The sequence below is a fragment of the Pseudoruegeria sp. SHC-113 genome (assembly GCF_025376885.1).
Lineage (GTDB): Bacteria > Pseudomonadota > Alphaproteobacteria > Rhodobacterales > Rhodobacteraceae > Pseudoruegeria.
On sequence record NZ_JAHUBR010000001.1, the window covers coordinates 162,640 to 186,665 of the forward strand.

At 60.1% G+C, this 24,026-nt stretch carries 17 protein-coding genes, 1 tRNA gene and 2 pseudogenes; 10 read left to right on the forward strand and 10 right to left on the reverse strand.

All coding sequences use genetic code 11. From position 1 onward, the window contains the following. The first annotated feature begins 5 nt into the window (after nt 1-5). The gene (locus tag KVX96_RS00830; RefSeq protein WP_261192031.1) at nt 6-1,589 is read left to right on the forward strand and encodes a heme biosynthesis protein HemY; all 1,584 of its coding nucleotides are present in this window, start codon (nt 6-8) and stop codon (nt 1,587-1,589) included. A 48-nt stretch (nt 1,590-1,637) separates the two neighbouring features. Beyond that, nucleotides 1,638-1,713, forward strand: a tRNA-Thr gene (locus KVX96_RS00835). A gap of 525 nt (nt 1,714-2,238) precedes the next feature. Here KVX96_RS00835 and KVX96_RS00840 read toward each other — a convergent pair. From KVX96_RS00840 to KVX96_RS00850, 3 genes and pseudogenes are all read right to left on the reverse strand, one after another. Continuing rightward, entirely contained in the window at nt 2,239-2,637 is a 399-nt protein-coding gene (locus tag KVX96_RS00840) for a GYD domain-containing protein (RefSeq protein WP_261192032.1), read from the reverse strand. A gap of 67 nt (nt 2,638-2,704) precedes the next feature. After that, nucleotides 2,705-4,096: pseudogene (locus tag KVX96_RS00845) on the reverse strand (amidohydrolase family protein). A gap of 68 nt (nt 4,097-4,164) precedes the next feature. Beyond that, entirely contained in the window at nt 4,165-5,505 is a 1,341-nt protein-coding gene (locus KVX96_RS00850) for a metal-dependent hydrolase family protein (protein WP_261192033.1), read from the reverse strand. A gap of 126 nt (nt 5,506-5,631) precedes the next feature. Between KVX96_RS00850 and KVX96_RS00855 the strand changes: the two genes are divergently transcribed. Then, nucleotides 5,632-6,624 (forward strand): AraC family transcriptional regulator, encoded by a 993-nt coding sequence (locus KVX96_RS00855; RefSeq protein WP_261192034.1) that lies wholly within the window; start codon nt 5,632-5,634, stop codon nt 6,622-6,624. 298 nt (nt 6,625-6,922) lie between these two features. Here the strand turns inward: KVX96_RS00855 and KVX96_RS00860 are convergent, their stop codons facing one another. From KVX96_RS00860 to KVX96_RS00870, 3 genes are read right to left on the reverse strand one after another with little or no spacing between them, the layout of a single operon-like run. Then, on the reverse strand, nt 6,923-7,678 hold the full coding sequence (locus tag KVX96_RS00860; protein ID WP_261192035.1) for an aspartate/glutamate racemase family protein: 756 nt from the start codon (nt 7,676-7,678) through the stop codon (nt 6,923-6,925). Next, on the reverse strand, nt 7,675-8,853 hold the full coding sequence (locus KVX96_RS00865; protein WP_261192036.1) for a M24 family metallopeptidase: 1,179 nt from the start codon (nt 8,851-8,853) through the stop codon (nt 7,675-7,677). Before KVX96_RS00865 ends, KVX96_RS00860 begins: the two co-directional genes overlap by 4 nt. After that, nucleotides 8,846-9,901, reverse strand: coding sequence for a pyridoxal-phosphate dependent enzyme (locus tag KVX96_RS00870; RefSeq protein ID WP_261192037.1), 1,056 nt, complete (start codon nt 9,899-9,901; stop codon nt 8,846-8,848). Before KVX96_RS00870 ends, KVX96_RS00865 begins: the two co-directional genes overlap by 8 nt. Nucleotides 9,902-10,227: 326 nt before the next feature. On the opposite strand from KVX96_RS00870, the pseudogene KVX96_RS19195 reads away from it, so the two are divergent. Further along, a pseudogene (locus tag KVX96_RS19195) lies at nt 10,228-10,368 on the forward strand (sugar ABC transporter ATP-binding protein); the annotation flags it as partial. 322 nt (nt 10,369-10,690) lie between these two features. Here the strand turns inward: KVX96_RS19195 and KVX96_RS00880 are convergent. After that, entirely contained in the window at nt 10,691-11,779 is a 1,089-nt protein-coding gene (locus KVX96_RS00880; RefSeq protein WP_261192038.1) for a glycosyltransferase family 4 protein, read from the reverse strand. Nucleotides 11,780-11,930: 151 nt separating this feature from the next. Here KVX96_RS00880 and KVX96_RS00885 point away from each other — a divergent pair, with 151 nt between their 5' ends. The 3 genes from KVX96_RS00885 to KVX96_RS00895 are packed head-to-tail and all read left to right on the forward strand — an operon-like array spanning nt 11,931 to nt 15,264. After that, the gene (locus KVX96_RS00885) at nt 11,931-13,358 is read left to right on the forward strand and encodes a flippase (protein WP_261192039.1); all 1,428 of its coding nucleotides are present in this window, start codon (nt 11,931-11,933) and stop codon (nt 13,356-13,358) included. A gap of 14 nt (nt 13,359-13,372) precedes the next feature. Then, nucleotides 13,373-14,101, forward strand: coding sequence for a hypothetical protein (locus tag KVX96_RS00890; protein WP_261192040.1), 729 nt, complete (start codon nt 13,373-13,375; stop codon nt 14,099-14,101). Beyond that, a complete protein-coding gene (locus tag KVX96_RS00895; RefSeq protein WP_261192041.1) occupies nt 14,098-15,264 on the forward strand; it encodes a phosphatidylinositol 4-kinase in 1,167 nt (388 codons plus the stop codon). The genes KVX96_RS00890 and KVX96_RS00895 overlap by 4 nt, the downstream gene beginning before the upstream one ends. Here KVX96_RS00895 and KVX96_RS00900 read toward each other — a convergent pair. From KVX96_RS00900 to KVX96_RS00910, 3 genes are read right to left on the reverse strand one after another with little or no spacing between them, the layout of a single operon-like run. Then, on the reverse strand, nt 15,245-17,005 hold the full coding sequence (locus tag KVX96_RS00900; protein ID WP_261192042.1) for a hypothetical protein: 1,761 nt from the start codon (nt 17,003-17,005) through the stop codon (nt 15,245-15,247). The genes KVX96_RS00895 and KVX96_RS00900 overlap by 20 nt on opposite strands. Before the next feature lie 44 nt (nt 17,006-17,049). Continuing rightward, complete coding sequence (locus KVX96_RS00905) at nt 17,050-18,177, reverse strand: glycosyltransferase (RefSeq protein ID WP_261192043.1); 1,128 nt, start codon at nt 18,175-18,177, stop codon at nt 17,050-17,052. Nucleotide 18,178: 1 nt separating this feature from the next. Further along, complete coding sequence (locus KVX96_RS00910; RefSeq protein WP_261192044.1) at nt 18,179-19,348, reverse strand: glycosyltransferase family 4 protein; 1,170 nt, start codon at nt 19,346-19,348, stop codon at nt 18,179-18,181. 304 nt (nt 19,349-19,652) lie between these two features. Here KVX96_RS00910 and KVX96_RS00915 point away from each other — a divergent pair, with 304 nt between their 5' ends. The 3 genes from KVX96_RS00915 (at nt 19,653) to KVX96_RS00925 (ending at nt 23,995) form a co-directional block, all read left to right on the forward strand. Beyond that, a complete protein-coding gene (locus tag KVX96_RS00915; protein ID WP_261195351.1) occupies nt 19,653-20,522 on the forward strand; it encodes a glycosyltransferase family 2 protein in 870 nt (289 codons plus the stop codon). Then, on the forward strand, nt 20,519-21,433 hold the full coding sequence (locus KVX96_RS00920; protein ID WP_261192045.1) for a hypothetical protein: 915 nt from the start codon (nt 20,519-20,521) through the stop codon (nt 21,431-21,433). Before KVX96_RS00915 ends, KVX96_RS00920 begins: the two co-directional genes overlap by 4 nt. A gap of 432 nt (nt 21,434-21,865) precedes the next feature. Beyond that, entirely contained in the window at nt 21,866-23,995 is a 2,130-nt protein-coding gene (locus tag KVX96_RS00925) for an exopolysaccharide transport family protein (RefSeq protein WP_261192046.1), read from the forward strand. Nucleotides 23,996-24,026 lie beyond the last annotated feature (31 nt).

Sequence of the window (24,026 nt, forward strand, 5' to 3'; positions counted from 1 at the left end):
GCCCCATGCTCTGGTCCCTTCTGAAAATTCTCGTCTTCGTCACCCTCGTGGCCGCGCTCACCTATGGCGCGGGCTTCCTCATGGAGAGCGACGAAGGGCTGCGGCTGGCCGTGGCCGGAACCGAATTCACCCTCGGCCCGCTGCAGGCGGTGATTGGCATCATCGCCCTTTTCGCCCTCGTGTGGATCGCGCTGAAACTGGCTGGGCTTCTGGTGGCCTGCCTGCGCTTCCTGACGGGCGACGAAACCGCACTGTCGCGCTATTTCGACCGCAGCCGTGAACGCAAAGGCTATCAGGCGCTGTCCGACGCCATGCTGGCGCTGGCCTCGGGCGAGGCCCGGCTGGCGGGCGTGCGTGCGGCCAAGGCCGAGAAATACCTCGGCAAGCCCGAGCTGACCAACCTGATTTCCGCGCAGGCCGCCGAGATGAACGGCGACACCCGCAAGGCGCAGGAGATCTACAAGAAGCTGCTGCAACACGACGCCTCCCGTTTCGTCGGGGTGCGCGGGCTGATGCGCCAGCGGTTGGAAGCTGGCGATACTGAAACCGCGCTGAAGCTTGCCGAGAAGGCGCTGGCGATCAAACCCAAGCATGTGGACACGCAGGACACCGTGCTGAAGCTGCAGGCCGAGGCATCCGATTGGGAAGGCGCGCGCAAGACGCTTTCCACCAAGCTGCGCTACGGCGCGATCCCGCGCGATCTGCACAAGCGGCGCGATGCGGTGCTGGCGCTTTCCGAGGCCATGGAGGCCGAGCGCGACGGCAACACCGAGGCCGCGCAGGCCAAGGCGCTGGAGGCCAACCGGCTGTCGCCCGAGCTGATCCCGGCCGCCGTTCTGGCCGCCAAGGCCGACATCGCGCAGGGCAAGCCGCGCCCGGCGGCCAAGCTGATCAAGAAAGCCTGGACAGCGCAGCCGCACCCGGATCTGGCGGCAGCCTTTGCGGCCATCGTGCCCGATGAAGCGCCTGAAGCGCGGATCAAACGGTTTGCCCCGCTGACCGGCCTGAAACCCGACCACGCCGAAACCAAGATGCTGCTCGCCGAGCTATACATCGGGGCCGAAGATTTCCCGGCGGCGCGCAAGGCGCTGGGCGATTTGGCCGAGACCGATCCCACCGTGCGCAGCCTCACGCTGATGGCCGCAATCGAGCGTGGCGAAGGCGGCGAGGATTCGGCTGTGCGTGGTTGGCTCACTAAGGCGCTTTCGGCGTCGCGCGGGCCGCAGTGGGTCTGCGAGTCTTGTGGCAATCCGCACACAGAGTGGACGCCTGTCTGCCTGCATTGCGGCAGTTTCGACACGTTGAGCTGGAAGGTCCCGGCTGCGAAATCCGCTGCCATGCCGGCCTCCACCGAGATGCTGCCGCTGATCGTCGGCGCCATCGAGAAGGCGGAGCCTGAAGAGGCAGAGGCTGAAGAGGCAGAGGCCCCCGAGGCTGAAGCGCAACCCGCTGAACCGGCAGCCGTCGTCGTCAATGGCGAGGCCAAGGCTGAGGCAGATCCGGCTGAGGAAAACCCCCCCGGTGGCCCTGCGGCGGATTACGTTGTGGAAGCCGAGGTGGTGGAAGAGTCGAAAGCCGAAAAACGTTGATTTTGGGGCTACACCTTCCCGGAAAAGGTTGGTAATAGCCCCTCCAGCGCCGCTGTAGCTCAGCTGGTAGAGCACGTCATTCGTAATGATGGGGTCGGGGGTTCGAGTCCCTTCAGCGGCACCATTTCATCTGTTAAGTGGATGAAATTGTAATGTACTTTAGGGAGTGGTTGGCGAGCCATCCCTTGGTGTATCCCCTTTTCCCTTCTCTATGCAGATCTGCTTTTTTAGCCTCTTCTGAAGGGGTGGTGGATTCGCCGATAACGCTTCGACGACAACTGCCCTGACTCTTGTAGCAGTTAAAGAGCCACAAAAACGTTGAGCTGCCTTGATACTTTCCGACATGGTTCTCGATGCAAAGAGCGACGTTGGGGGGCGGATGGTAGGATAGTTTCCCAGAAGGGCGCTACGGAATGCCATGCTTGAGTGCTGTCTGAAACGCCAGAAATAGCCTTCGGTTTTTCCTCCGGGCTCGTCGTCGTGTGAACGATCAAAACATAGTTTCTCGGGTATCCAAGCCGTGTAAAGGTCAACATTGGTACAGCATGTACGGTGATGCGGAGAGTCCCGACGTTTTACTTTCAGGGGCTCTCAACTTCAAAATTCCTCCACCCCCTTCCACACACAAAAGGCCTAGCCGCTCTTGGGGCTATTCGACCGGCGTGGTGAAGTCGGGCACCCGTTTCAGAGCATCTACCATGTCGGCGCTCGTCATGAGTTCAATGAAAGTGTAGTCCTTCAGAACGCCCTGGCTCAGGCGTGACACATACATTGCCTGAACCATGCCCGGATCGTCGGGCAAGCGGACAGTGATGTAGTTTTTTCCATCCGCCAGCCCCCAGAAGTAGCTGATCATTTCGCCGCCAATCGTCTCAATGGCGCGCCCCATGTCCTTTTCACGATCGGTGGGGTTTTCAATCATGATCTGCCACGCTTCTGGGGCGGGCTCCCCAATGCCAAGGTAGTAACGGCCCGCGGTTTCTTCCGCGGTAACGGCAAACGCGCAAAGCGAGGTTGCGACAGCCACACAAATGAACGCCTTCACCATAGGTCTCTCCCTTAACTCAGCTTGGGAAAAAACGCGGGGCACTGGGGAAGATCGCCCCGCGCGAAAATCACTCGAGAGTGTTCTTGTAGAATTTGCCGTCCTTCATGATGACTCGGATCGTATCGAAGCCGCGTTCGCGCGGAGCCGCATCGAACCAACTGGGGTTAGCACCGAGCACGGACAGATCCTCCAGAGGATTGCCGTCGACAATGAGAATGTCCGCGTAGGACCCTTCTTCAATCACACCGAGTTTGTTGGGGTATGGGTTCCGTCGCCCGGTCAGTTGAGCCAACTCGCCCCCAGTTGAGGTGGCCGAAACAAGGAAGGCATGGTTGCCCAGCAACTCCGCGAAATAGTATTTCTCGAAGTCGCGATGGGAGCGACCAAACCCGATTGTCGATAGAACGGTGTCGACGTTGTGGACGATCTTGGGTTTGTACTTCTTGATGTAATCAATGACGTTTTCCGAACCGACCAGATACTCTTCCAACTTGGGTTTGACCGTGGGCATGGAAAAGTTTGGGTGATCGAGGAGCGCAGGGTCCATACCCGCGACGTTCAGGGCCCAGAAAATGCCCTCATCCGCAATGCGTTTCACGGTTTCTTCGCTGATCATCTGAGCGTGTTCCAGAGACTTCACACCAGCGTCGAGCGCCATGGTCACGGTCTCATCTGTGTAGGCGTGGACTGTCACATAGGTGTCGAAAAACGACGCCGCCTCGACCGCCGTGGCGATCTCGTCAACACTGTAGGCGACTGACCACAACGGATCGAGTTCCGACGACACCCCGCCACCGGCCATCAGTTTGAGGAAACTCGCGCCATGGGCGAAGTTCAATCTGGAAGCTTTGCGAGTTTCGTCCGGTCCATCAGCGATGTAGGAGAGGTTCAACGTGTTCGCGACGTCGTCTTACCCCATGTTGTAGGTCCGTTGTTCGGGATTCCGCCAATCGCCGTGCCCGGATGTCGGTCCTATTGCGGCTCCTGAGGCGTAAATGCGCGGGCCATCCACCACCCCCCTGTCAATCAGCTCTCGGAGACCAGATCCCATCCCACCCGTGTCGCGGACCGTGGTGTACCCGTCATAGAGGTAGTCGCGGGCGTTCTCGGCTGCCGTGGCCCCGACTTGATCCCATTTGGCGGCTTGCAGCCCGGCGAAGGATTGTACGAGACTCGTTGCGTAGAGATGCACGTGGCTGTCGATAAGGCCGGGCATCAACGTCCGTCCACCACCGTCGATCACCGTCGCGTCCGGGGCGTCGATCGGAGCGGTCGAAACGGTCTTGATGAGATTGCCCTCAACAAGAACGCTTGCATTCTCGATGCGAGCTTCGCCAACACCGTCAAAGACGTGGACATTTGTGAAAAGCGTTTGCGGCGCTGCATCCTGCGCGGAGACAATGCTTGCCGTCATAGTAGCAATAACAGCCGCCATGGAGAGTTGCCAGTTATCGGCCATCGGCCTACCTCCTTACCGAAACAAATTAGACGCGCGGGACGTCGAGGCACAATCGCCCCGCGCCACACTCAGTCGAGCGTGTTCTTGTAGATCGCGCCGTCCTTCATGATCAGGTCGATGTTGGCTTCATAGTCGACAAGCAGTTCCACATCTTCGACAGGATTGCCCTCGACCAGCAACAGGTCGGCATAGGCGCCTGGTTCGATCACACCCAACTGACCGGCCGGATAGGGATTGAGTTTGCCAGAGAGCGCCAGAAGCTCCGCTGACTTAGACGTCGCCTGTTGTAGGATCTCGTGCGACGTCCAGACTTCGAGGCGGTACTTGAACTCGTCGTTTTGCTTGGTGAGCGCGACAGGGTCGCCGATGATGTCGGTGGAAAACGCAACCTTCTCGATCCCGAACTCCTTGATCAGCTTCATTTGGTTGCGGGCGCCTTCCTGAACCGCAAGGAACTTCGGAGCCGCCGCCGGGCCGAGGGCGGTTTTCACCACCTCCTCGTCGAGCCCCAGCAGCGAGTAGAAGGGCACGATCCAGGCATCCGCATCCTTGATCGCTTGTGCGCCGACTTCGGTCATCAGTTGCCCGTGTTCGATGCTGATGACGCCGGCCTCGAGGGAGCGGAGGATGGAATCGTCATTATAGGCGTGGACCATGACATATGTGTCCCAGTCGGCTGCAGCCTTGACCGAGGCTTCCAGCTCCTCGGGAAGCCCCTGCACCGTATGCAGCGGATCGACAGACGAGGAGACGCCGCCACCCGCCATCACCTTGATCTGCGTGGCTCCCATGCGCAGTGCTTCGCGGGTTGCGCGGAGGACTTCTGGCACGCCATCCGCCAGGAACTCGACATGCTGATTGAAGAAGGACGGCTGCGCGCCCATGAAATTCGGATGTGGCTCGTTGTAGACACGGTGTTCGCCATGCCCGGAGGTTTGCGAGATCACCGGGCCAGACGGGTAGATCCGCGGCCCGACGGCCTTGCCCCGGTCAATCGCCTTCTGAAGTCCGATAGCGGGGCCTCCTGCATCGCGTACCGTGGTGAAGCCACGCAGCAGCATCTTTTCCGCCTCTATGGTTGAGACCGCGCCCCAATACATCCAATCGTAGTTGTCTCGCAGGTCGGCCACGGGTTCTGTCACCGCCATATGCACATGGGCGTCGATCAGGCCCGGCATCAGCGTTCGGCCTCCGCCGTTGATAATCCGGGCATTCGCCGCGGCGAGTGGTTCGGTCGATACTTCGGCGATCAGATTCTCGACAACCAGCACATTGGCATTCTCGATCCGCTCAGCGTTCACACCATCAAAGACATGGACGTTGGTGAACAGGATCGGGAAGCGTTCCTCCTGTGCCGACGCAGCCGAGGCGATGCTCACGGAAAGCGCAAACGCGAGTTGTTTCTTCATGCCATCAACCTCCGACCAGATTCCTCTTGAGGATCGAGTGTAGCGGTTTGCGCGCGCGTGTCATTGACATTGCGGCCAGGAATAGTCGAATAATCGAACCATTTTGCACATGTCACCGGGGGAACCATGCCAAGAAAGAACACTTCCCGCGCCTACCTTCCGGTTGTTTCCAGCGCTATGGCACAACCCTTTCTGGCAGCGCTGCTCGGCAAGGGCATTACAGCGGATGATGCTCTGTATGGATCAGGATTGTCCCTGGCCGATGTTCAGGACGGCTCTGCGCCAATGCTGGGACAGGATTGGTACAACCTGGCCGAACGGACGGCGGAGGTAACGGGCGATCCGCATTTCGGGTTCAGGATCGGGTCGGAGGACGCGATCTACAGCCACCCTAACTTCCGAACGGTCACCCTGACCGATACGGCGCTTGGCGAAGTCCTGACAAAGCTGATCGTCGATGCCGAACAGATCACCTCACTCGCGACCTACGAATTGCGTATCAGCGGTAGCCGGGCCGTCCTGAGTTCCGAACGTCAGTTCAAACCGACCCGCCGCCCGCGGCAGGTCGACGGGTATTTCGCGGGATTCATGTGTCGTTTGATCCGCGAGGCGTGTGGCGAAGCGTGGAAACCATCAGACCTTACGGTGCGCGTCTCCGACCCTGCCGCGATTCCGTCGACCTTCGCACCCGGGCTTGCCGTGCGCCGTAGTGACTCGCGAGGGGCACGTTTCGAGTTTCCCGCGCCTTGGCTCCTGCTGCACATCGGGGGAGCGCCTCGCCAGTCGGCTCCGGAGCGTCCGTCCTCGCCCGAGGCCTTCCTCTCGGATTTTCGGAGGCTACTGGACCTCCACCTGCATAAACCGTCTCTTTCGCTTGAGAGGTTCTCGGAGGTCGCCGGCATGAAGGCCCGCCGCATCAAATCCGTGCTCACGGAACATGGAACCAGCTACAAGGCAGAACTCGATCACCGCCGTGCCGAACGGGCGAAGGCCCTCCTGAAGGACCATCGGCTTGGCTACCCGCAAGTTGGGGAACTTGTCGGCTATCCAGATCCCTCGGCATTTTCGCGCGTGTTCAAGCGGTGGACAGGTCAAACGCCCGGCACCTACAGGGGGTAGGTCTCAGGAGAAGCCACCCACTTTTCTCTCATCGGACATTGGTGACAGGAGCAGAGCAGGCCCGCAATCCGCCCAAAGTGGCTTGCGACCGCAATCGCACCCAAACCTGCCGTTCACCGCTCGATCAAGATGCTGCGGTCGCAGCCCGCTTTGCGGTCATTCGTTTCGGGTATGAACATATCACCAATGCTATTCGGCGAGCAGCAGGACGCTGTGCACGATGACCGCCACCGGAGACCCTACAACGTGCCTCGGTTCAGGCAGTCGGTTTCACAGAGGCGAGCAGAGTTTGGCGACCTTACGTGCTGGAAAGCTGACGGAATAATCTGCCCGGGGTATCACCTTGCGGCGAGATCCCCGCGGTTTGAGCCATATGCCATGCAAGCGCCAGGTTGCTGCTGATGACCGGCTTCCCCAGCCTCGCCTCTAGCCTCTCGATGATGCCAAGTGTGCGTAAATTCGTGCAGGATAGAAAGACCGCGTCAACGTCAGCCTTCTGGCCAACTTCAAGCGCAGCCTCAAAGATCGACGCCGGATCAATTCTGGCGACGCGTTCTTCGACCTGTTCGCCGAAGGACAGGGTGGCGGGCACGCTGAGACCTGCGGCGCAGAGGGCATCTTTGACCGGTGTGGCAACAGGTTCGATGTAGGGCGATACGAGCGCCACGGATTTCGCGCTCAGAGCGTTCAGTGCGGCAATCGCAGATGACAAGGGGTTGGACACAGCGCGGGTTGACACATTGGATGTGACAAGCCGTGCCACCCGTTCTGCTCCGATCAACGTGGTCCCGGATGTGCAGGCATAGGCGACCACATCGAAGCACGCCGCCTTTGGCAGAAGCTCGGCAGCACGCGGGAGGTCGCGCTCCATCTGCGCAATCGTCTCCTGTGTCAGTTCTGCGCCCGACGGAATACGGCTCACATAAAGGGCGATATCCGGGTCTGGGAACATCCGTCGAAAGTCCTGCTCGATGGTCTCATCGACCTGCAGCACGATCAGCCCAAGCGTGGCCTTTGCGCCAATCGGACCCGTAACCTTGTAGGGCCTCTTCATGCCCCGATCCTTGGAAGTTCCGACGTGGTGCGCCTGTGCAGCAGCTCGGGGCCATCTGCGCGCAGGACAATATTCTCCTCGTGAACCATGATCGTGCCGGGCCGCCCTTCAGGATCGACAAAGACGCTGGGTTCCAGGGTCAATACCATACCTTCGCGCAGCTCCGTCTGGTCCTTTGGGGTCAGCGACGGCCACTCGGTCAGTGTCAGGCCAAGCCCATGGCCAAGACGGCCACCGCAAGGGGTCGCCCCCTGCGCGCGCAATGCCCCTGAGAGCAGTCCGTGCAAATCCGCGGCTGTCATGCCCGGGCGGAGGCGCGCCATGGCGGCTTCTGTCGCGGCAAACAGCGCGGCATGGGCGCGCTCCGCCGCAGCATCGACTGCGCCGATCGCAAAGTTTCGGTCGAAGTCGCAGAAATAGCCGTCCTTGACTGCGCCGGTGTCCAGCATCAGGACATCGCCCGGCTTGAGCGGGGTTTCGTCGGCTGGTGAGATCACGTCGCCATAGCCGGCCTGCCCAGCACCGCCCGCCGTGTAGCTGACCCAATCCGCACCAGCCGCCAAGAGAGCGATCTGAAAATCCCGGAAGACCTGATCCAAAGGCCTGCCAGCGGTCGCGAATTCGGGGACTGTTGCAAATGCAGCATCAGCAATCCCGCAAATGGTGCGGATCTTGTCGATCTCTGCCGCGGATTTGATCTCTCGCACGCGCTGCACCGTTTGGGTGGCATCGACAAAGCGGCGGGCGGCGGTGCGTTCGGTCAGCCGTCCAAAATCGCGCAGCGGCATCCGCAGCTGTGTTTCAAGCCCCATTGGCACGCCGACGCAGCCCTGTTCCGGCACAAGATTGGCCAGCGTATCGGCCAGAAGGGTCACGCCATCGTCCACCGGATCAGGGGCGTTCCAGGTTCGTATGTCGCTGATCCACGTGCGCCCCATGAGATCGGCACCAATATGGGGAATGATTGCCACGGGCGGAGCGCTGGCTGGCACGACGATGAACCACGGTCGGGCCGGGCTTTCCCAGAACCGCGTCAGAAAGCCGGTGACATAAAACACATCTGCAGGCGTGGTCAGAAGCAGCGCATCCTGATCCCGCGCCTGCATCTCAGCCTGCAACGCGGCCGTCCGACGACGGTATTCATCGGCCGGAAAGACCAGTGACCCTTCAGGCATCCTCTGCGCCTTCGCTTAGAAACACGAGGGCGCGGCTCTCGGCATCCAGTGGAACACGGCCGCTCAGCAGCGCCGCAAGCCCCGCCACCCCGGACGGTGTGCTCTGCAGCCCAACCTCGGCCAGCCGGGACACCGCGCTAGCGGCCTCTGCCTCGCTCAGGGTCACAAATAAATCAGCGTCGCGCGACAACCCGGCCAAAGCGATCATCGAAGGCGTCTTGCAATCCAGTCGGCCCATACCAGAGACCGGGCCCTCGGTCGTGACCGAAGTCCCGGCCCTGGTGCTCTCGATCAGAGCGGGGGCGGCTTCAGGCTCCACAACGATGATCATCGGCGCGTCGCCCCAGGCCGCGCGAGCATGGGCCGCGACCGCCGCCGCAAAGCCGCCGACCCCGGCTTGCAAGACTATATGGGTGGGCACAGCGTCGATCTGGGAAACCGTTTCCGCCGCCAGCTGAAGATATCCCTCCATCACACGGAGCGGCAGCTCTTCGTACCCCGGCCAGGAAGAGTCTGAGAGCAAGATGCCAGACGTCTCCGCCGCTGCCGCAGCGGCGTCCATGCTTTCTTCATAGGTGGCCCCGGCGCGCACAACCTCCGCTCCCATCGCCCGCAACCGTTCTGCGAAGGATTCAGGGACGCTCTGTGCCAGATAGATCATGGCCTTTGCCCCAAAGACCCGCGCGCCCGCAGCGACGGAGAGTCCATGATTGCCCGCGCTGGCTGTGACGAAGACGCGGCCCTCTAGCGCATTGGCCCAATCCTCTGGTGTATCGCCCGTCACAGCCTCCGCAGCCGCGCGCGCAATGACATAAGCCGCCCCGAGCGCCTTGAAGCTGCCGAGCCCCATACGGCCCCGCTCGTCTTTGACGTGCAGTCGCGCAATCCGAAGCTCTGCCGCCAGACTTCCCAGATCAAGCAATGGGGTTTCGGCATGCGCGGGACAATGCGCCAGCAGTTCTCCCACAGCGCTTGGATCGCTCATCGGTCGTATCCCGCCAGCGGAAAGACCTACCCCCCGAAACGGGTTTTTCAGAGACTCGGACATGTTGTTCACTCCCTGCTGTCCACATCTTGGCAAAGCTGACGAAAGTCGCAACTCGTGTTCCCCGAGCAAGAGACACGCAGGCGCTTCGGATAGTCAGCGGATACGAGACACCGGTTTCAACACCAAAATGCTACGACGTCAGAGAAATCAGCATTACCCGGCCGCCCCCAGAGCGGATCCCTGCAGTCGCTCTGAAGCTTGATGCCAATCGCCTTCGGCCCTTTGCGTACACTGGCCAAGCTCTCAAGATGCGGCGTCGCAGCCCGCCAGAGGAGCCATTCGCTGCAGTTGTGCGAACAGGCACGTCGCACAGTCCGATGTAGGTGCCCAAGGAGTTTTCGGACTGGCAGGCCCAGCGGGTGGCCGTGGGGCAGGCGCTGATCAATCCGCCGGATGTCTTCCTGTTCGACGAACCGCTCTCCAACCTCGACGCCAAGCTGCGCGCCTCGATGCGGGTGCGGATCTCTGGTTCGGCCCTTGCGGGATCGCCATGGGCGCCCTGGTCCCGATCGCGCGCTTGCGTCCGCCCCGTTCTGCGGACGGTTGACCCTTCCCAGAAGTGCTGACGAGTTACGAGACCTTCCTTGCGTGATCCTTGAGGAAAAGTACCCCAAAACACTTGTCCAGCTACGAGGGCAACGAAGCCGAACTAGGATGCCGAGTGCCCCGGAGAACCAGTCGGCCTATTTTGACAGCGGGGCTTTTTCACGGATCGGGTCGGTCTGCGGGAATGAGTGAAAGCGATCCGAGTGCTTTCTCTTTCGTCATCTGAAGAACATCGGCTCTAGGTCAGTTTCCTCGCTGCGCGCGGGACGACAGTGTCTCCTCGATGTGGCCCCGCATGCGCGCCGCGACGGCGGGCCAGTCGTACCTGTCCTCGGCCAGTCTCCGACCCGCCTGACCGAAGTTTTTGCGCAAGGCCATGTCTGAAAGAAGGGTGTCGAGCCTCTGTGCCAGGGTATCCACATCGCCCGGAGCGACGAGGAAACCTGTCTGCGCTTCTTTTACCATGTCTGGCACCGCTCCCACGCGTGTACCAATGATGGGCAAAGCATTCCACATGGCTTCGACGAACACGATGCCAAAGGGTTCAACGCGGGTTGGCAGGCAAAAGATCGTCGCGCGTTCATAAAACCCGGGCATCTCGGCGAGCGGCACCCGGCCGACCACGTTGCAGCCAGGTGTCTGGCCGACCTCCGGTGTGCAACCGACGATCGTGAGCTTTGCATCCGGGTGGCGCGGCAGGATCTTCTGAAAAGCGGCAAGTAGATTTGGCCCGCCCTTTCGGTCCCAATCGATGCCTGCGAAGAGGATCTCTTTCGCAGAATAGCGTGTCGGCAGGTCCTCAAGCTGGCCTGGTTTCGCGGCATTGCTCCCGGCGAACACACAGGCGATTTTTTGGGCTTCAAGGTTGTACTGCTCGTGCAGCGAAGCGCTGACATTGGAGCTGCGGGTAAACACCATGTCCGCGTTTCGATAGATGCTCCGCTCCAGTTCGATCCAGCTTTTGCTGTAGAGAGAGGAGGGCTGAAAATCCTCGAAGTTCAGGTTTTCCAGGTGGGTGTGGTCCGTATAGACGAAATGGGGCAGGCCCGTGGTGCTGGCATCGAAGATCGACTGCATCTGGAAGCTGAAGTCATATTGGCCGGACTGCACAACCCGCCCGGCTTGTCGCTTGATCCAGTGAAAAATCCACGGCGTTCGGAAGGCGGCGTATTTGAATTTCTTCCGGCCTCTGAGCAGGTCGGGTGCGTAGCTGCCCCCCGCCGCAATGGCCGCCGCCGCCAAGGCAAGGGGCGATTTCTTCAGCATCGGCAAAACGTAGAACGCGTCGATCCGGTATTCAGGATAGACAGCCCGGAGCGCGTCCAACGTCATTCCATTGGCAGGCGGGGCCGGAGGGGAAGGCGTTAGGGAGAAGAATGCCGCCCTGCGCGATTGTCTGCCTTTATGCACCGTCGCCCCTCGATGTTGTTTGGAAGGCACTTTGGCCTCGAGCCGAAAACAGCTTCCCACGATCTTGATTTACATGGCAAGTTTTCCCGAGAATACTTCCCGACATTGGCTGGCAGAAGAGACCCTAGGCTGGTCCCGAACGTTCGGAGGTTCGTCGATTTTGAAGCTGCTGCCTTCGCTACCGATCTCAGAGGCACGCGAGAAAGTCTTGAAATCCGGCGGCTGGTTGCTTGCCCGCCAAGCCGTGAACATGGTGAACACGCTGGTACTGGGCGTCTTGCTCGCGCGGCATCTTGGCCCCGAGGGGTTTGGCGTCCTGAGCTATACCGTGTCGCTGGTCGCGGTGCTGGCGCCGCTGACCACGCTGGGCCTGAAGAACCTCTCCCTTCGCGAATATGCTCAATCACCGGCGGAAGCAGACCAGATCCTTGGAACGATCACCGTCATGCGCGTGCTCGGAACGCTGGTTTCGATCGCCGCAGCCTATTTCGTCGCCACCCGGTTTCCCATTGATCACGAGAACATCGCCATCCTCTGCGTTATTGCGGCCGGGGCCGTCTTGTTCAAGGCATTCGACTCGCTTCAGGAATATTTCATCGCGGAGCAGGATCCGAAGCCTTTCGTCATCAACTCTGTCCTGATCCTGCTGTTTTTCACCGCGGTGAAAGTGGCTCTCATACTGGGCGACTACACGGTAGACGCGTTTATCCTGGCGAATGCCGCTCAGACAGCCGCGCAGAGCGTCGGGATCGTCATTGCCTACCGTCGCAATCGCGGTGCTTTTCCGGGTTTCAGGGTCGATCCAAGCCGGATGAAGCTGTATGCCCGACAGGGCTTCCCCCTGATGATGGGCGCGATGTCGGCGGTGATCTACCTCAAGATCGACGTCCTGTTTCTTTCGAACATGGCGGGCAAGGAGGTGACGGGGATCTACAGCGTCGCCGCCCGGCTTGCCGAGGCCTGGTACATGTTACCCGCCACATTGGCGTTGGCCGCCTTTCCTCGGATGGTCCAACTCCGGCAGGAATCCCAGAAGCGATACAATCGGCGGATGCAGGACGCGCTGGACGTTTTCGCGGCTTTTGGCACGGCCATCGCGGTGACGTCGATCTTCTGGGCCGAGCCCCTGATCCGTATCCTGTTCGGACCGGCTTACGCGGCGGCTGTTCCGGTTCTGCAGATCTACGTCTGGATCGGAATCGTTTTCGCCACGCGCGCTCTCATTCACAAGTGGCTTCTTGCGGAAGGTTTTTTCTGGGGCTCCGCGATGATCAACCTGACCGGAGCGGTCAGCAACGTGATACTCAATTTGGCGCTGATCCCACGCTTCGGCGCGGAGGGGGCTGCGGTCGCCACTGTGATTTCCTATACATTGGCGCCGATCCTGCTCGCTCCGATAGTGCCCAGCCTGCGCCCCGTGGCGATCATGCAGTTAAAGGCAATTGTTTGGCCGCGTCGATTGGTGCAGCTTTATGGGAGAGGCGGCTCCGGCCAAGGCTGACAGAAAGGAACATCGTGGCGATCAGCAAGCGGGAAGCACTGGCAAGAGCACTGACTCCGTTCTGCGCCATGTTCGGACAACGGTTTCGCAATTGGACGACAGGTGCCGTCAACCCGCGGGGGAAACTCTACATCCCCAGTTCTCTTGGCGTGGCGGGGTTCTTCCGGGCGTTGAGCGATGCCGGGGCCGGGCATGTGGTTTTGCGGTGGTTTGAAGATCTGCCCCACGTCGAGGCTGGCCACGACATTGATATTCTGGTGGCCGATGATGCGGTTGAAACGGTACGTGGCCTGCTTTCCGAATGGCCTGAGGGGCAGAAAATCGATTTCTATTCCGAGACAGGTTTTCAAGGCACCGGTTACAAGCCCAACAAGATCACGGATGTTCCTGCCTTTCCGCCCCATGTCGCCGCGGAGATCCTTGCCTCGGCTTCAGCTCGCGAAGGTGGTTGGTCGGTGCCTGATGCCCGGACCCACTTTCTTGGCCTCGCCTACCACGCCGTCTACCTGAAAGGGTATGAATCAGGCCTGCCTCGGGATGAAGGCTCCGAACCGCGCAAGAAGGCCTCTCACGACTATGCGACCGTCCTTACAGAGCTCGGGCAAAAGGCTGGATATGATCTTGCTCAGCCAGTGACTCTCGCAAGCCTCGACGCTTTCCTGCGATCCGTCGGCTGGGCGCCGGATGCGGATCACCTGCGCGCACTTGCGCCCTCCAACTCTTGGATCACCCCCCCGCCGTGACGGAGACCGCGATCGTCTTGCTCTCTGGGGCCAGTTTGCCGGAAGGGCGCCATCAAGCCACCTTGGCTTTGCTCAACAGGGGGTTCGAGATCTTCACGGAGGTTGAGCTGCCTGCAGAAGCCCTGGGTGGCCTGCCCGGCGGGTTTACCGAGGGAAGCCATGCCCTCATCGCCTTCAACCCTCTCATGAAAGGTCAGAACCGGCGGGACACGGCAATCTTCAAGGATCTTGAACTCGAAAAGGCGGCGCATCTCCTCGCGGTCACCGTGGAAAACGCGCCATCCAACCTGCGGGTGATAACCACGGCGGAGAAGGCACGCGAGGTAGCGGGCTTGTTGCTGCAGCCGCCGCAATTCCAAGAACTGCAGTCCCTCATCCGGGAGAAGGCAAGCGCGCTGGAAACGCGCGAACCGGTGATTGCCGACCTCAGTAGGTTCAAGTACCGCGCCAAGGTCGAGTTGATTGACTGGAATGGGTCAAAAGCGATCAAGAAAACGTTTCGCCCTTACGCAATGGACGCGATGGAACGAGAGCGGGCATTTATAGAGGACATGTCCCAGGTCTCCGACGTACCGGCCAGGATCCTTGCCGTGACGCACAATGCACTGGTGATCGAATTCGTCGACAACGGCCTGAAGGAAAAGCGTTTCCTCGGCCGGCGATTGCCTGTTCCCCTGCCACTCAAGACGATGCGCCAGCTTTCCAATTTTGTTCACCTGACAGTGAGCCGAGGCTGGGACCCGCTGGATCTGACGCCCGGCAACAACATCATGATCGATCGGAAAACAGGCAATCTGCGCGCGATCGACTTCGAGTTCGCGCACCGCTGGAGCGCGCCAGTCGAGCCTGAAGCGGCGTATTTCCTGTCGGGCGTTCCGGACAGTTCCACCGTCGCACGCCCCTTGAACAATGCAATGGAACAGGATCCTTACCCGTCGAAATGGCGGCCTTTCACGGGTCTGAGCAAGCGCAGCTTTCTAGGTGATCCGGCATGGCTCCAAAGGGTGAAACGCACGGTTTTGCATCCATTCTGGTTGGCGGGTTTCGTTGCTCATGCCCTGCGGCGGAAGAAACGCGCAACCTCGGACCGCGATCGAGAACTGGCTGCAATTGCCCTTGACGACCTTCGGATCACCTCGGCCATCAACCGCGAAGAGATCTGATCACCGCCCGGGCTTTTGGGCGCAGCCGAACCCACGGCTCTTTCATGCTGCCCCACACCCGAAGCGCGGGCGACAAGAGGTACCGGGACAAAAACAACCCGGCTGTGCCTTCACTCAGCAAGACCTGTTTTGAAACGCCCAGCAAGGGCACCCAGCTTGCTGCATCCTGCCCGCCGCCAGCTTGCAGCAGTTGTGTTTCATGCGTTTGGCCGGCGTCCGGTTGTGTGGCGTGGCGTACCGTGTCGAATCCAATCAGGATTGCATCGGCATCGTTCCGCGAAACGCACATGTTTCGCGCGGGATCCCAGTCAACGGCAACAAAACCCGCTTTTCTGATCTCGTGAAGAACCCGGCGCAACCGGAGCAGCGCGGAAAGGCTTGGTCGCTGGCCCAGTGGACCAAGTGGCGCGAAGGAACTGTCGGGGATATCAAAGTCAATCCAGCCATCCCCTTGATCGAAAATCTTCGGAACCTCCGGCCAGTCCGCAGAAAGCGTTTCGTGAAGGGCTGAAACGGGGCCTACCAGAGACGAATACTGCGGCCGGAAGATTTTTCGAAATCTTACCCCTTCAGGCACTTCGGCGGAAAAGGTTGCTGCGACAGGCGCATCCCGCCAGATCATCGTTCCCTCGCCTGTCAGTTCATCCACCCGACGACGGGTCGACGCAAATGTCTCTGACAGCGAGTCGAACGCTTGTTTTGGCAGGACCAACTCGGCGAGCCTCAATGCCTCACTGGAATTATCCGAAGAATGAAGAGGGTTGAAATGTTCATCCGGTGTGACATGCGCAAGGACGGCGTCCCGCGCGAAGAGTTTTGCGGTTAGGGTGTTTTCGTTGTCGAGAAACGGGTGTTGCCCCAGAAGTGCCTCTGCCGGCGCGACGGGGAATACATCGACCGCGAAGATCATGTGTTTTGGTGTGCCACCATTGACGGCGTAAGGGCCGCTGCCCCAATTGCCGCCGCGCGTTGAGTCCCTCAGTTTCAGGGCGATTTCACCTTCGACAGGCAGGGATGAAAGGATCTGGAACCCCTTTTCTTCCAAGGCACGGCTGATCGTATCGAGGAAGCCAAGATCAACCGCATTTTCGCGGCAGAAGAAAGCGGCCAGCCCAGGCGCGACGTCCAGATGCTCCGTCAGCTCAGGCAAAAGATCCGTTGCGATCCAGGGGTCGGCAAGCCCGAGCCGTTCCAACATGTCAACGGGGGGCTGCCATCCGACGGACGCAAGGAAGGTGTGGAGAGCGAAACGATCCTCGTCCAAGCCAGGAGTTAGTGCGCCGGAATAGCTTGCCTCTGCGATTTCGACATCAACCGCATCCGCGCCGGAGAGCTCCATCAGTCGGTCATTGGAAATGAAGTAGGCTTTGACGTAGAGCGCGAGTCTGTGCCGGGTTTCGGCGCGAACGCCACCGTCCACTTTGGCTTCCTCAAGGAGCGCCGAGGAGATGCATATTGGAAAGACAGCCATCGTAATGGCGCGATACGTCGGGTTATCCAGACGGTAAGCGCCGCCTTTCCGGCCAGATCCAGAGAAGAAGTGAATCTTTTCGCCGCCTCTGCGCGCAAGCCGCCTTGCTGCTTCGATGTCCTCGTCGGCCACGAGAACAGCCGTATGCCTGTGGCCCGACTTGAGGGCGCTCCCCAATGACACCGCCGTAATCCCGGCACTCGCCAGCAGTTTCTCGACGTCAGTCTGGCGGGCCGCTGAGCCATCAACTGGGGCAAGGCTGCCGGTCATATACCCTCTTTCTTGGGCGGCCTTCGGAAGGCCAGAAGAAATATTCAGATTTCACAATTTCTTAACACACGCATGTAGTTTCGGACAACCGAGGCGACATCGAAGCTCTCGGCGCGCTCTCGGCTCTTTTCAGACAGCTGCTTTCGCAGGTCTGATGCGTCGAGATCGTCCATCGCCGATGCCATGGCTGCCGTATCGTCCACCGGCACCAAGATCCCCCAAGGTGCGTATAGCTTCCCCTGCGCAATCCCGGTTTGCGCGTCCGCCAGGATTTCGGCAGGCCCCGATTGGCAGTCCGTTGCGACAACGGGGCAACCAAGGGCCATGGCCTCCACCAACGCATTGGGAAAACCCTCGCTTCTGGAGGCCGAGACATAGGCCGTAGCACGGGCGACGACCGCATGTGGGTTTGGGATGTGCCCCGGCATCATCACCCGGTCGGCCACACCGAGCGATCGTGACAGTTCGTGGAGCGTTTCTCGCTCCGGGCCCTCGCCGAGCAGCACGAGACATCGGGTGGTGTTTCGATGTGCCGCAAAGGCCCGGATGAGCGGCTCGGCGCCTTTGTTTGGCACCAGCCGACCGACGCTCACGAAGAAGTCGCTCGGCAAGTCGAAGACTGGTTCTTCGTTGGCCTGTGCCCTGAGGTTCTGCGCGTCCACCGGGTTGTGGATGACGTGCAGCCGGTCCGTGGCAACATGATAATTTTGCCGAAGCTCGTCGGACACGCCGCTGGAAACAGCAACAATCGCATCGGCACGGGGATAGAGCGCCGTGATGAGGCGTTTCAGCAGGACTGCGCGGGCGCCCCGCCCAAGATGGCTACTGGTGTTGACACGTTCGCTGATCACGCAGCGAAACGGCCCGCGCGACCGCGAAAGCACGGCGGCACAGTTCGCCCGCGTCAGGAAGGATAGCACAACGTCAGGGCTGAGGTTTGCGATCAGCTGCCGGGTTCCTGATACGCTGCGGAGGAATGATCCGCGGCTGCCGAGCCGATGCAGTTCTACCGTACTGGGAGGGGCGTAGGCATCGGCAACATCATCAAGAAGGCCGAGGTGAACCTCAAAATGCTCAGCCTGCGCTGACAGCTCTTCCGCAAGGCGCACCATGATTTTCTCAGCCCCTCCACCTTCAAGCGAATTGATAAGCAGTAACAGCCGCTGCCTCATGTCAAAGGCGTCCCTTGGGGTTTTCGGCCGGAGTGCTTGCGCGTAACGGCAAGTAGGCTTCGGGGGCAAGAGGCGCTAATGTCTCCAGCGTTTGGCGGGCGATCTGATCCCAGTCGAACACGGTGTGGTCGAAATCTGTCGTACTGTAGGTCTCAAAATCCACCGAGAGTTTCTGTGCCAGATCCTCGACGGAGCCCGTTTTGAAGTAGTGGCCGGCGGGAAGGCCGATATCGGTATTCGGCTCAATATCGCTAAGCAAAACAGGCACGCCGGTGAAAAGGGCTTCCAGCGCCGCGATTGATAGCCCCTCGTGATAGGACGGAAGCACGAAAAGAGCGGCTTCGCGGTTTAGAGCGACAACGGAATCCCGTGGCAGTCGCCCGCTGAAGATCACCGTGTCGCTGCCTCTCCTGACGAGATCCTTCGAATAGGGGCTGTCATGATCTGCAGCGCCGACGATCAGGAGTTTAAAGGGGGGCTGCGCTTCCCCCAGCCCGGATCTTTCGAAGGCATCGATCAGATCTGTCTGTGCTTTTTCAGGCACAAGCCGCCCGACGGTGATGACGAAACCACCGTGAGAAAGCCCGAGATCCTGCAACAAGGGGGCTGGGTCCACGTCCGTATCGGGCGGCGTAACGCCGTTTGGGATATAGGTGATCCGGTTTGCCTGGCGTGGAAAACGGGATGCCAGCGCCTTGGCGGAGGACTTGGAAACAGTAATCACACGATGCGCGCAGGTGATTCCGAGTACCTCTCCCATTTTTAGCATGGATTTAGCGACCCGCCCCCATTTCTGGCGCTTGTAATCCTCGCCATGGTGCGTGAACAGGAGCTTCACGCCGAGCAGCCGGACCCACGGGGCCATCAATGCCGGGCCAATCCCGTGCAAGTGAATGCAATCCGCGCGCAGCACGAAGCGGGCGTAGAAAACTGCATTGAACGTGTGAACAATAGTTTCAAGCCGGCTGTTCCCCGGAGCCCAGAGCGGGATCTGAGCAACGCCTTGAAACTCGCTGGGCTCGGCCACATAAGGCCGCCGCGCCAGAACCGTGATTTTCAGATCTCCCGGCTTTGCCTCGGACAGAAGCCGGGGCAGCAGCGCAGCGCAATGGGTTTCGATACCCCCCATGACGTCCGGGATCCCACGCAACCCAACCACGGCAATGTGCAAACGCAATCTCCTCGTCCCCTGGGGCGAACGCCTACGCGCATCAGAAGCGATTGGCCTTGGTGCTTGTGACGCCAGTGCGTTGACGACATAGTAAATACCGACAAGGCCTTCGGAAAAAGCCTCTTTTGGGAATTATCTGTTGGGCCGGCCGTGGGTCTGTCTGGAACGAAAGGAAAAGGGTACACTTGGACAAACGTCCCACAGCGCTCCGCGAAGAAGGCCAGCTATCCGTGGAGTGCGGTCAGCAGATGATGCCTGCGCCTTCGACACGGGTGCTGCACGACACGTTCTACCGGTGTTCCAGATGACAAGGAAAACCATCAGCGTCGTCATCCCCACCTGTAATCGCCCGGACCTGTTGGTTGAGGCGGTGCAAAGCGCCGTTGCGCAAACCCTGCCTGTGCACGAGATCATCGTGGTGGACGACGCCTCCGATATGGATATGCAGCCCGCGCTTGAGACGTTCGGTGACATCGTGCGCTATGAACGACTTGCGCAGAAGGGCGGAGCCAATGTTGCGCGCAATCGCGGCATCGCGTTGGCCTCCGGAGAGCTGATCGCTTTTCTCGACGACGACGACATCTGGCTGCCAGACAAGCTGGAGCTTCAAAGTGCAGCCCTCGTTCCTCCGTACGAAGCCTGTCTGTGCACCAGCCGCGAGGTCTCTGCCGCGGAGCGGCCTCCGAAAGGCTGGCAGGACGTCCGTGAGGCGCATCTGAAGTTTCGGACTCCTTGTGGAACCAGCGGGCTTTTGGCGACGGCGCGCGTGCTGGAGGAAGAAAAGTTCGATCCGGCGATTCCTCGCGGTCAGGATTGGGATTTGTTCGTCCGTCTCGTACAGCGGCACCCTTTGGCCTTCGTCGATCGCTCCCTGTACCTCCGGCAGACGGGGCACGAGCGTATCACCACGACGGCTCTGGAGCTGAGCCCGGAGGATCTATTGGCAAGGGCGGCGGCGGTCGAAAAACACCGAACCTGGCTTGGGGAAGACGCCTATCGGCAACGTATGGCGGCAAATCTTCTTGCCTTCATATCGCAACGGCAGGGAAAGCTTCGGTATATCCGCGCCTCGCTCAAGCACGCTGGGTACCGCGCGACGGTTGGCCATTTCACCAAAACGCTGCGCAAGAAATCCCAGCAGGGGGTTTACGCGACACAGGCGAGGCGGACGTGATCACCCGGCCGCTTTCGTTGATATCTCCGGATCGGCCGAGGGCGCGGGTGCGATTATTGTTAAAGGGGATCGCCACCCAATTGGCGGGGCTCGTTCTGGCTTTGGGGTGCGGTCCGTTGGGTGCCGAGGCCGTAACGGAACGGATGATGTCTGGGACCGCCGCCTGCGAGGCACAGCAGGCCGCAGACTGGATCACGACGCAGTTTCCGAATGCGCCGAGCCACTCAGGGGTATTTGAAGGCCGGCTGGAGGCTGAAACACCGGTTGTCCTGAAGCATGCGCAGGTCTCGCAGGCACGCTACGGCGTATCCATTCACGAACGTGTTCCGCCTCTCGACCCACGGATTGCGCTGATTGACGTGTCCATTTCGGATCTCCGGTCTGCCAACGCGTTTGGCGGGGGAATCAAAACGCATTCCGGCAGCCCCGGTGTTGAACTGTTTCTGGTTAACGTGACAATTAACCCAAATTGGCCCCATTGGGTGTCATACGCGAAGACCAACTATGACGGCCTTGTCCTCGACGCAGCTGCGGCAATTTACGCTCAAAATCTGACCGTGAACAACTGGAACGCGGACTCGGCGATCGACAACAAGGCAGAGATTTCACAGTTTGTGAACCTTGTCATAAGCGGCCCCGGCCACCGACCGATCCGGTACTGGCGGCCCGGCCCGCACTTCCTAGTCGACGCCGATATCAGCCGGGAAGGTACAGGCCCGTTGCTGTGGTTCAGGCATTGCGAGGCAACGACCGTTTACATCTACAACTCGGTTTTCAACGGGGAGCCAAGGGTTACGGGCCCGATGGTGCAATGCGACGAGGGAACCGCACCAAACCTGGTCTACTTGCCGGAAGACCCTGTAAAAAAAGGAAAAATGTCTTCGATGTTTCGTCGCTGCCCGAAGGGGTGAGGCCATGAGATGGCTCCTAGGCCTTTTGGCTGGCGGCGGTGCCAAAAGTTTCGATCCACGCTGAAAGGTTTTCGAGTTCTCTGACGGTGACAAGGCTTCGTTCGACCGCAGACCCGCGAAGCTACCTTGCGGGAAGCAGACTTCGCCGGGGCTGCCATCAGCCCTTTCGACCGGTCAAACGCCCGCCTCGGCCACCGTGAGAAACTGATTGGCAGGGGCTGCGACTGCGATCGCAAAGCCTTGTCACAATTCGCCAAAAGGTTGATCTCGTAAAAAGAAATCCAGGGTTCCTTGCAAGATTTGGATGCCTGCAATCCTCGGAAGCCGCTAAGCTGCAAGCGGGGTGTTTGCTGTAGTCTTGTTAAAGGGTAGAACTGGTTTTCAATGGAGCGATCAGCGTCACCTGTCCACAATTCGAACGATCAACAGACCATGACCAGCGACTACGCGCATGACGATGACCTGACCTTGTGGAGCATCGCCTGGCAGCATCGCTGGGTTTTGCTGGTCAGTGGGATTCTGGCCGCCGCCATCACCTTCATCGCGCTCACCCGGGTCACACCGGTCTACGAGGCAAAGACGCATGTGCTCCTTGGGCCCAGCGCCTCGAACGTGATCGATATGCCGGGCGGCGTGCAGCAATCGCCGGTGAATGCCGCGATTTCCGAAAGCGCCGTTATCGTGATGTCGTCCAACGACGTTCTGCGCGCCACCGTGGCCGAGTTGGGGCTTGATACCAGGGCGGAGTATAATTCCGCTCTCCGGGAGAAAAGCTTGGCAGACCGGATCAAGGGGCAGATCTCCGATCTGATCGCCCTGATCCCGGGCCGCACGGGCGCAGCGCAGCAAGGGGAAGCGGTTCCCCTAGGAGCAGACGATCCGCTTGCCGGCACCGTCAGGGGGTTGAGATCCAATATCAAGACGCGGGTCCTGGGGGAATCTTTCGTGATCGAAGTTGCCGCGCAATCCAGCAATCCGAGGGTCGCAGCGCTGATCAGCGATACGATCGCCGAGAATTATCTCGAACGGCAGCTGGAAAACAGCGCGCAAGCCGGCGGGCAGGCCACCGAGTGGCTGGAAGAACGGGTCACCGAGTTGCGCAGTGATCTTGCGGCCGCCGAGTTGAAGGTTGCGGAGTTTCGCAGTTCGCTCTTGAGTTCCGATGACCAGATTGCACAGGATTTCGAGCCGCAATTGGCCGAGATGAACGCACAACTTGCGCGCCTTGCCACCGAAGCGTCCGACCTGAAGGCGCGACGTGACGAAATCGAAGAGCTGTCGGCGATCTCGAATTACGCCGCCTTGACGGAGTTGCTGAACCAACCCGTTGTCTCGGATTTGTTTGCACGACTGAGTTTGGAAGAAGAGCGGGTTGCCGATCTGAAAGCCCGTTTCGGGGATCACAGCGGGGTGGATAAAGCGATCGCCGAAAGAAACCTGATCGCGGCCCAGATCGACGACCAAATCGCCCGCGCCCTGTCCGGGTTGGATGTGCGGATTGCCGTTGTCGGCGATCAAAGGGAAAACCTTAGAGCCGAGCTCCAATCCACTCGCCGAGCAATGGCGGAACGCCGACAGCAAGAGCTCACCCTGCTGGAACTGGAGCGTGAAGCGGAAACCTCCCGGGATGTTTACAACCGGTTCCTGTTGCGCCTGAAAGAAGTGCGGGAGCGGAACCTATTCCAGGCGCCGGAGGCTTCAATCGTTTCCTACGCTAGCGTTCCGGTCAATCCGGTGGCACCGCAGAAAACAAAGATGGCCGCATTGGCGGGCGTTGCTGCTGGTATCGCCGTGCTCGGGCTGCTCGTCCTCAAGAATGCCGGTCGCGGCCGGATCCGGTCCCCGAGGGAGGTCTCGGAACAAACAGGTGTCCCTCTGGTTCTTCAGTTGCCCTTCTTGCGTGGCGCGCGAACTTCCATCGACCTCTTGAGGAAAGCGCGAAAGCCCTCGGGCGCAGAGCTTCTCAAGGCCGTCAATCTCTTGCGGGCGCGCATGGTTGGGCGCGATGCGGAGGCTGTTAGGGTCATCATGGTCACGTCGACAGCGCAGGGTGAGGGCAAGACGGCGCTGAGCCTGCTTCTTGCGGAGGTGTTCGAAGCCAGCGGCTACAAAACTCTGCTGATCAATGCGGACCCGGCCAAAGGCGGCCTGTCCAATTTCAACGGTACCGACGTGATGCGACGATCGTTGTTTGGATTCCTGGACTACTCCAAGGAAGTCAGAGACTCTGCGTCGGAGGATCCGGGCGCTGAAACGGCGATGATGAAGCTGCAAAGGGAAATGAAGCGTTCGGATGCGATCATCGTTGACGGTCCCGTTGCACTATCCTCGCCGGAGTTCATCGACTTTGGCCTGCTGGCAGATCATGTGATCGTGGTTGGTGAATGGAACAGGACGGAAGCGGCAGAGCTTTCGCAGAGCGTTGAAATGCTCAAGGCGGAAGGTCTGAATGTGTGCGCTGTGGCCATCAACAAGGTGCCTCGCAAATCCATGGCGCCGCTTTCCTCGCCCGCGCCAGCGAAACGACGGCCCCTGTCCCTGCCGCCACCCTCTGCGACGTAGCCCGTGCAGTAGAGCGAACCGGTTTCCTGCT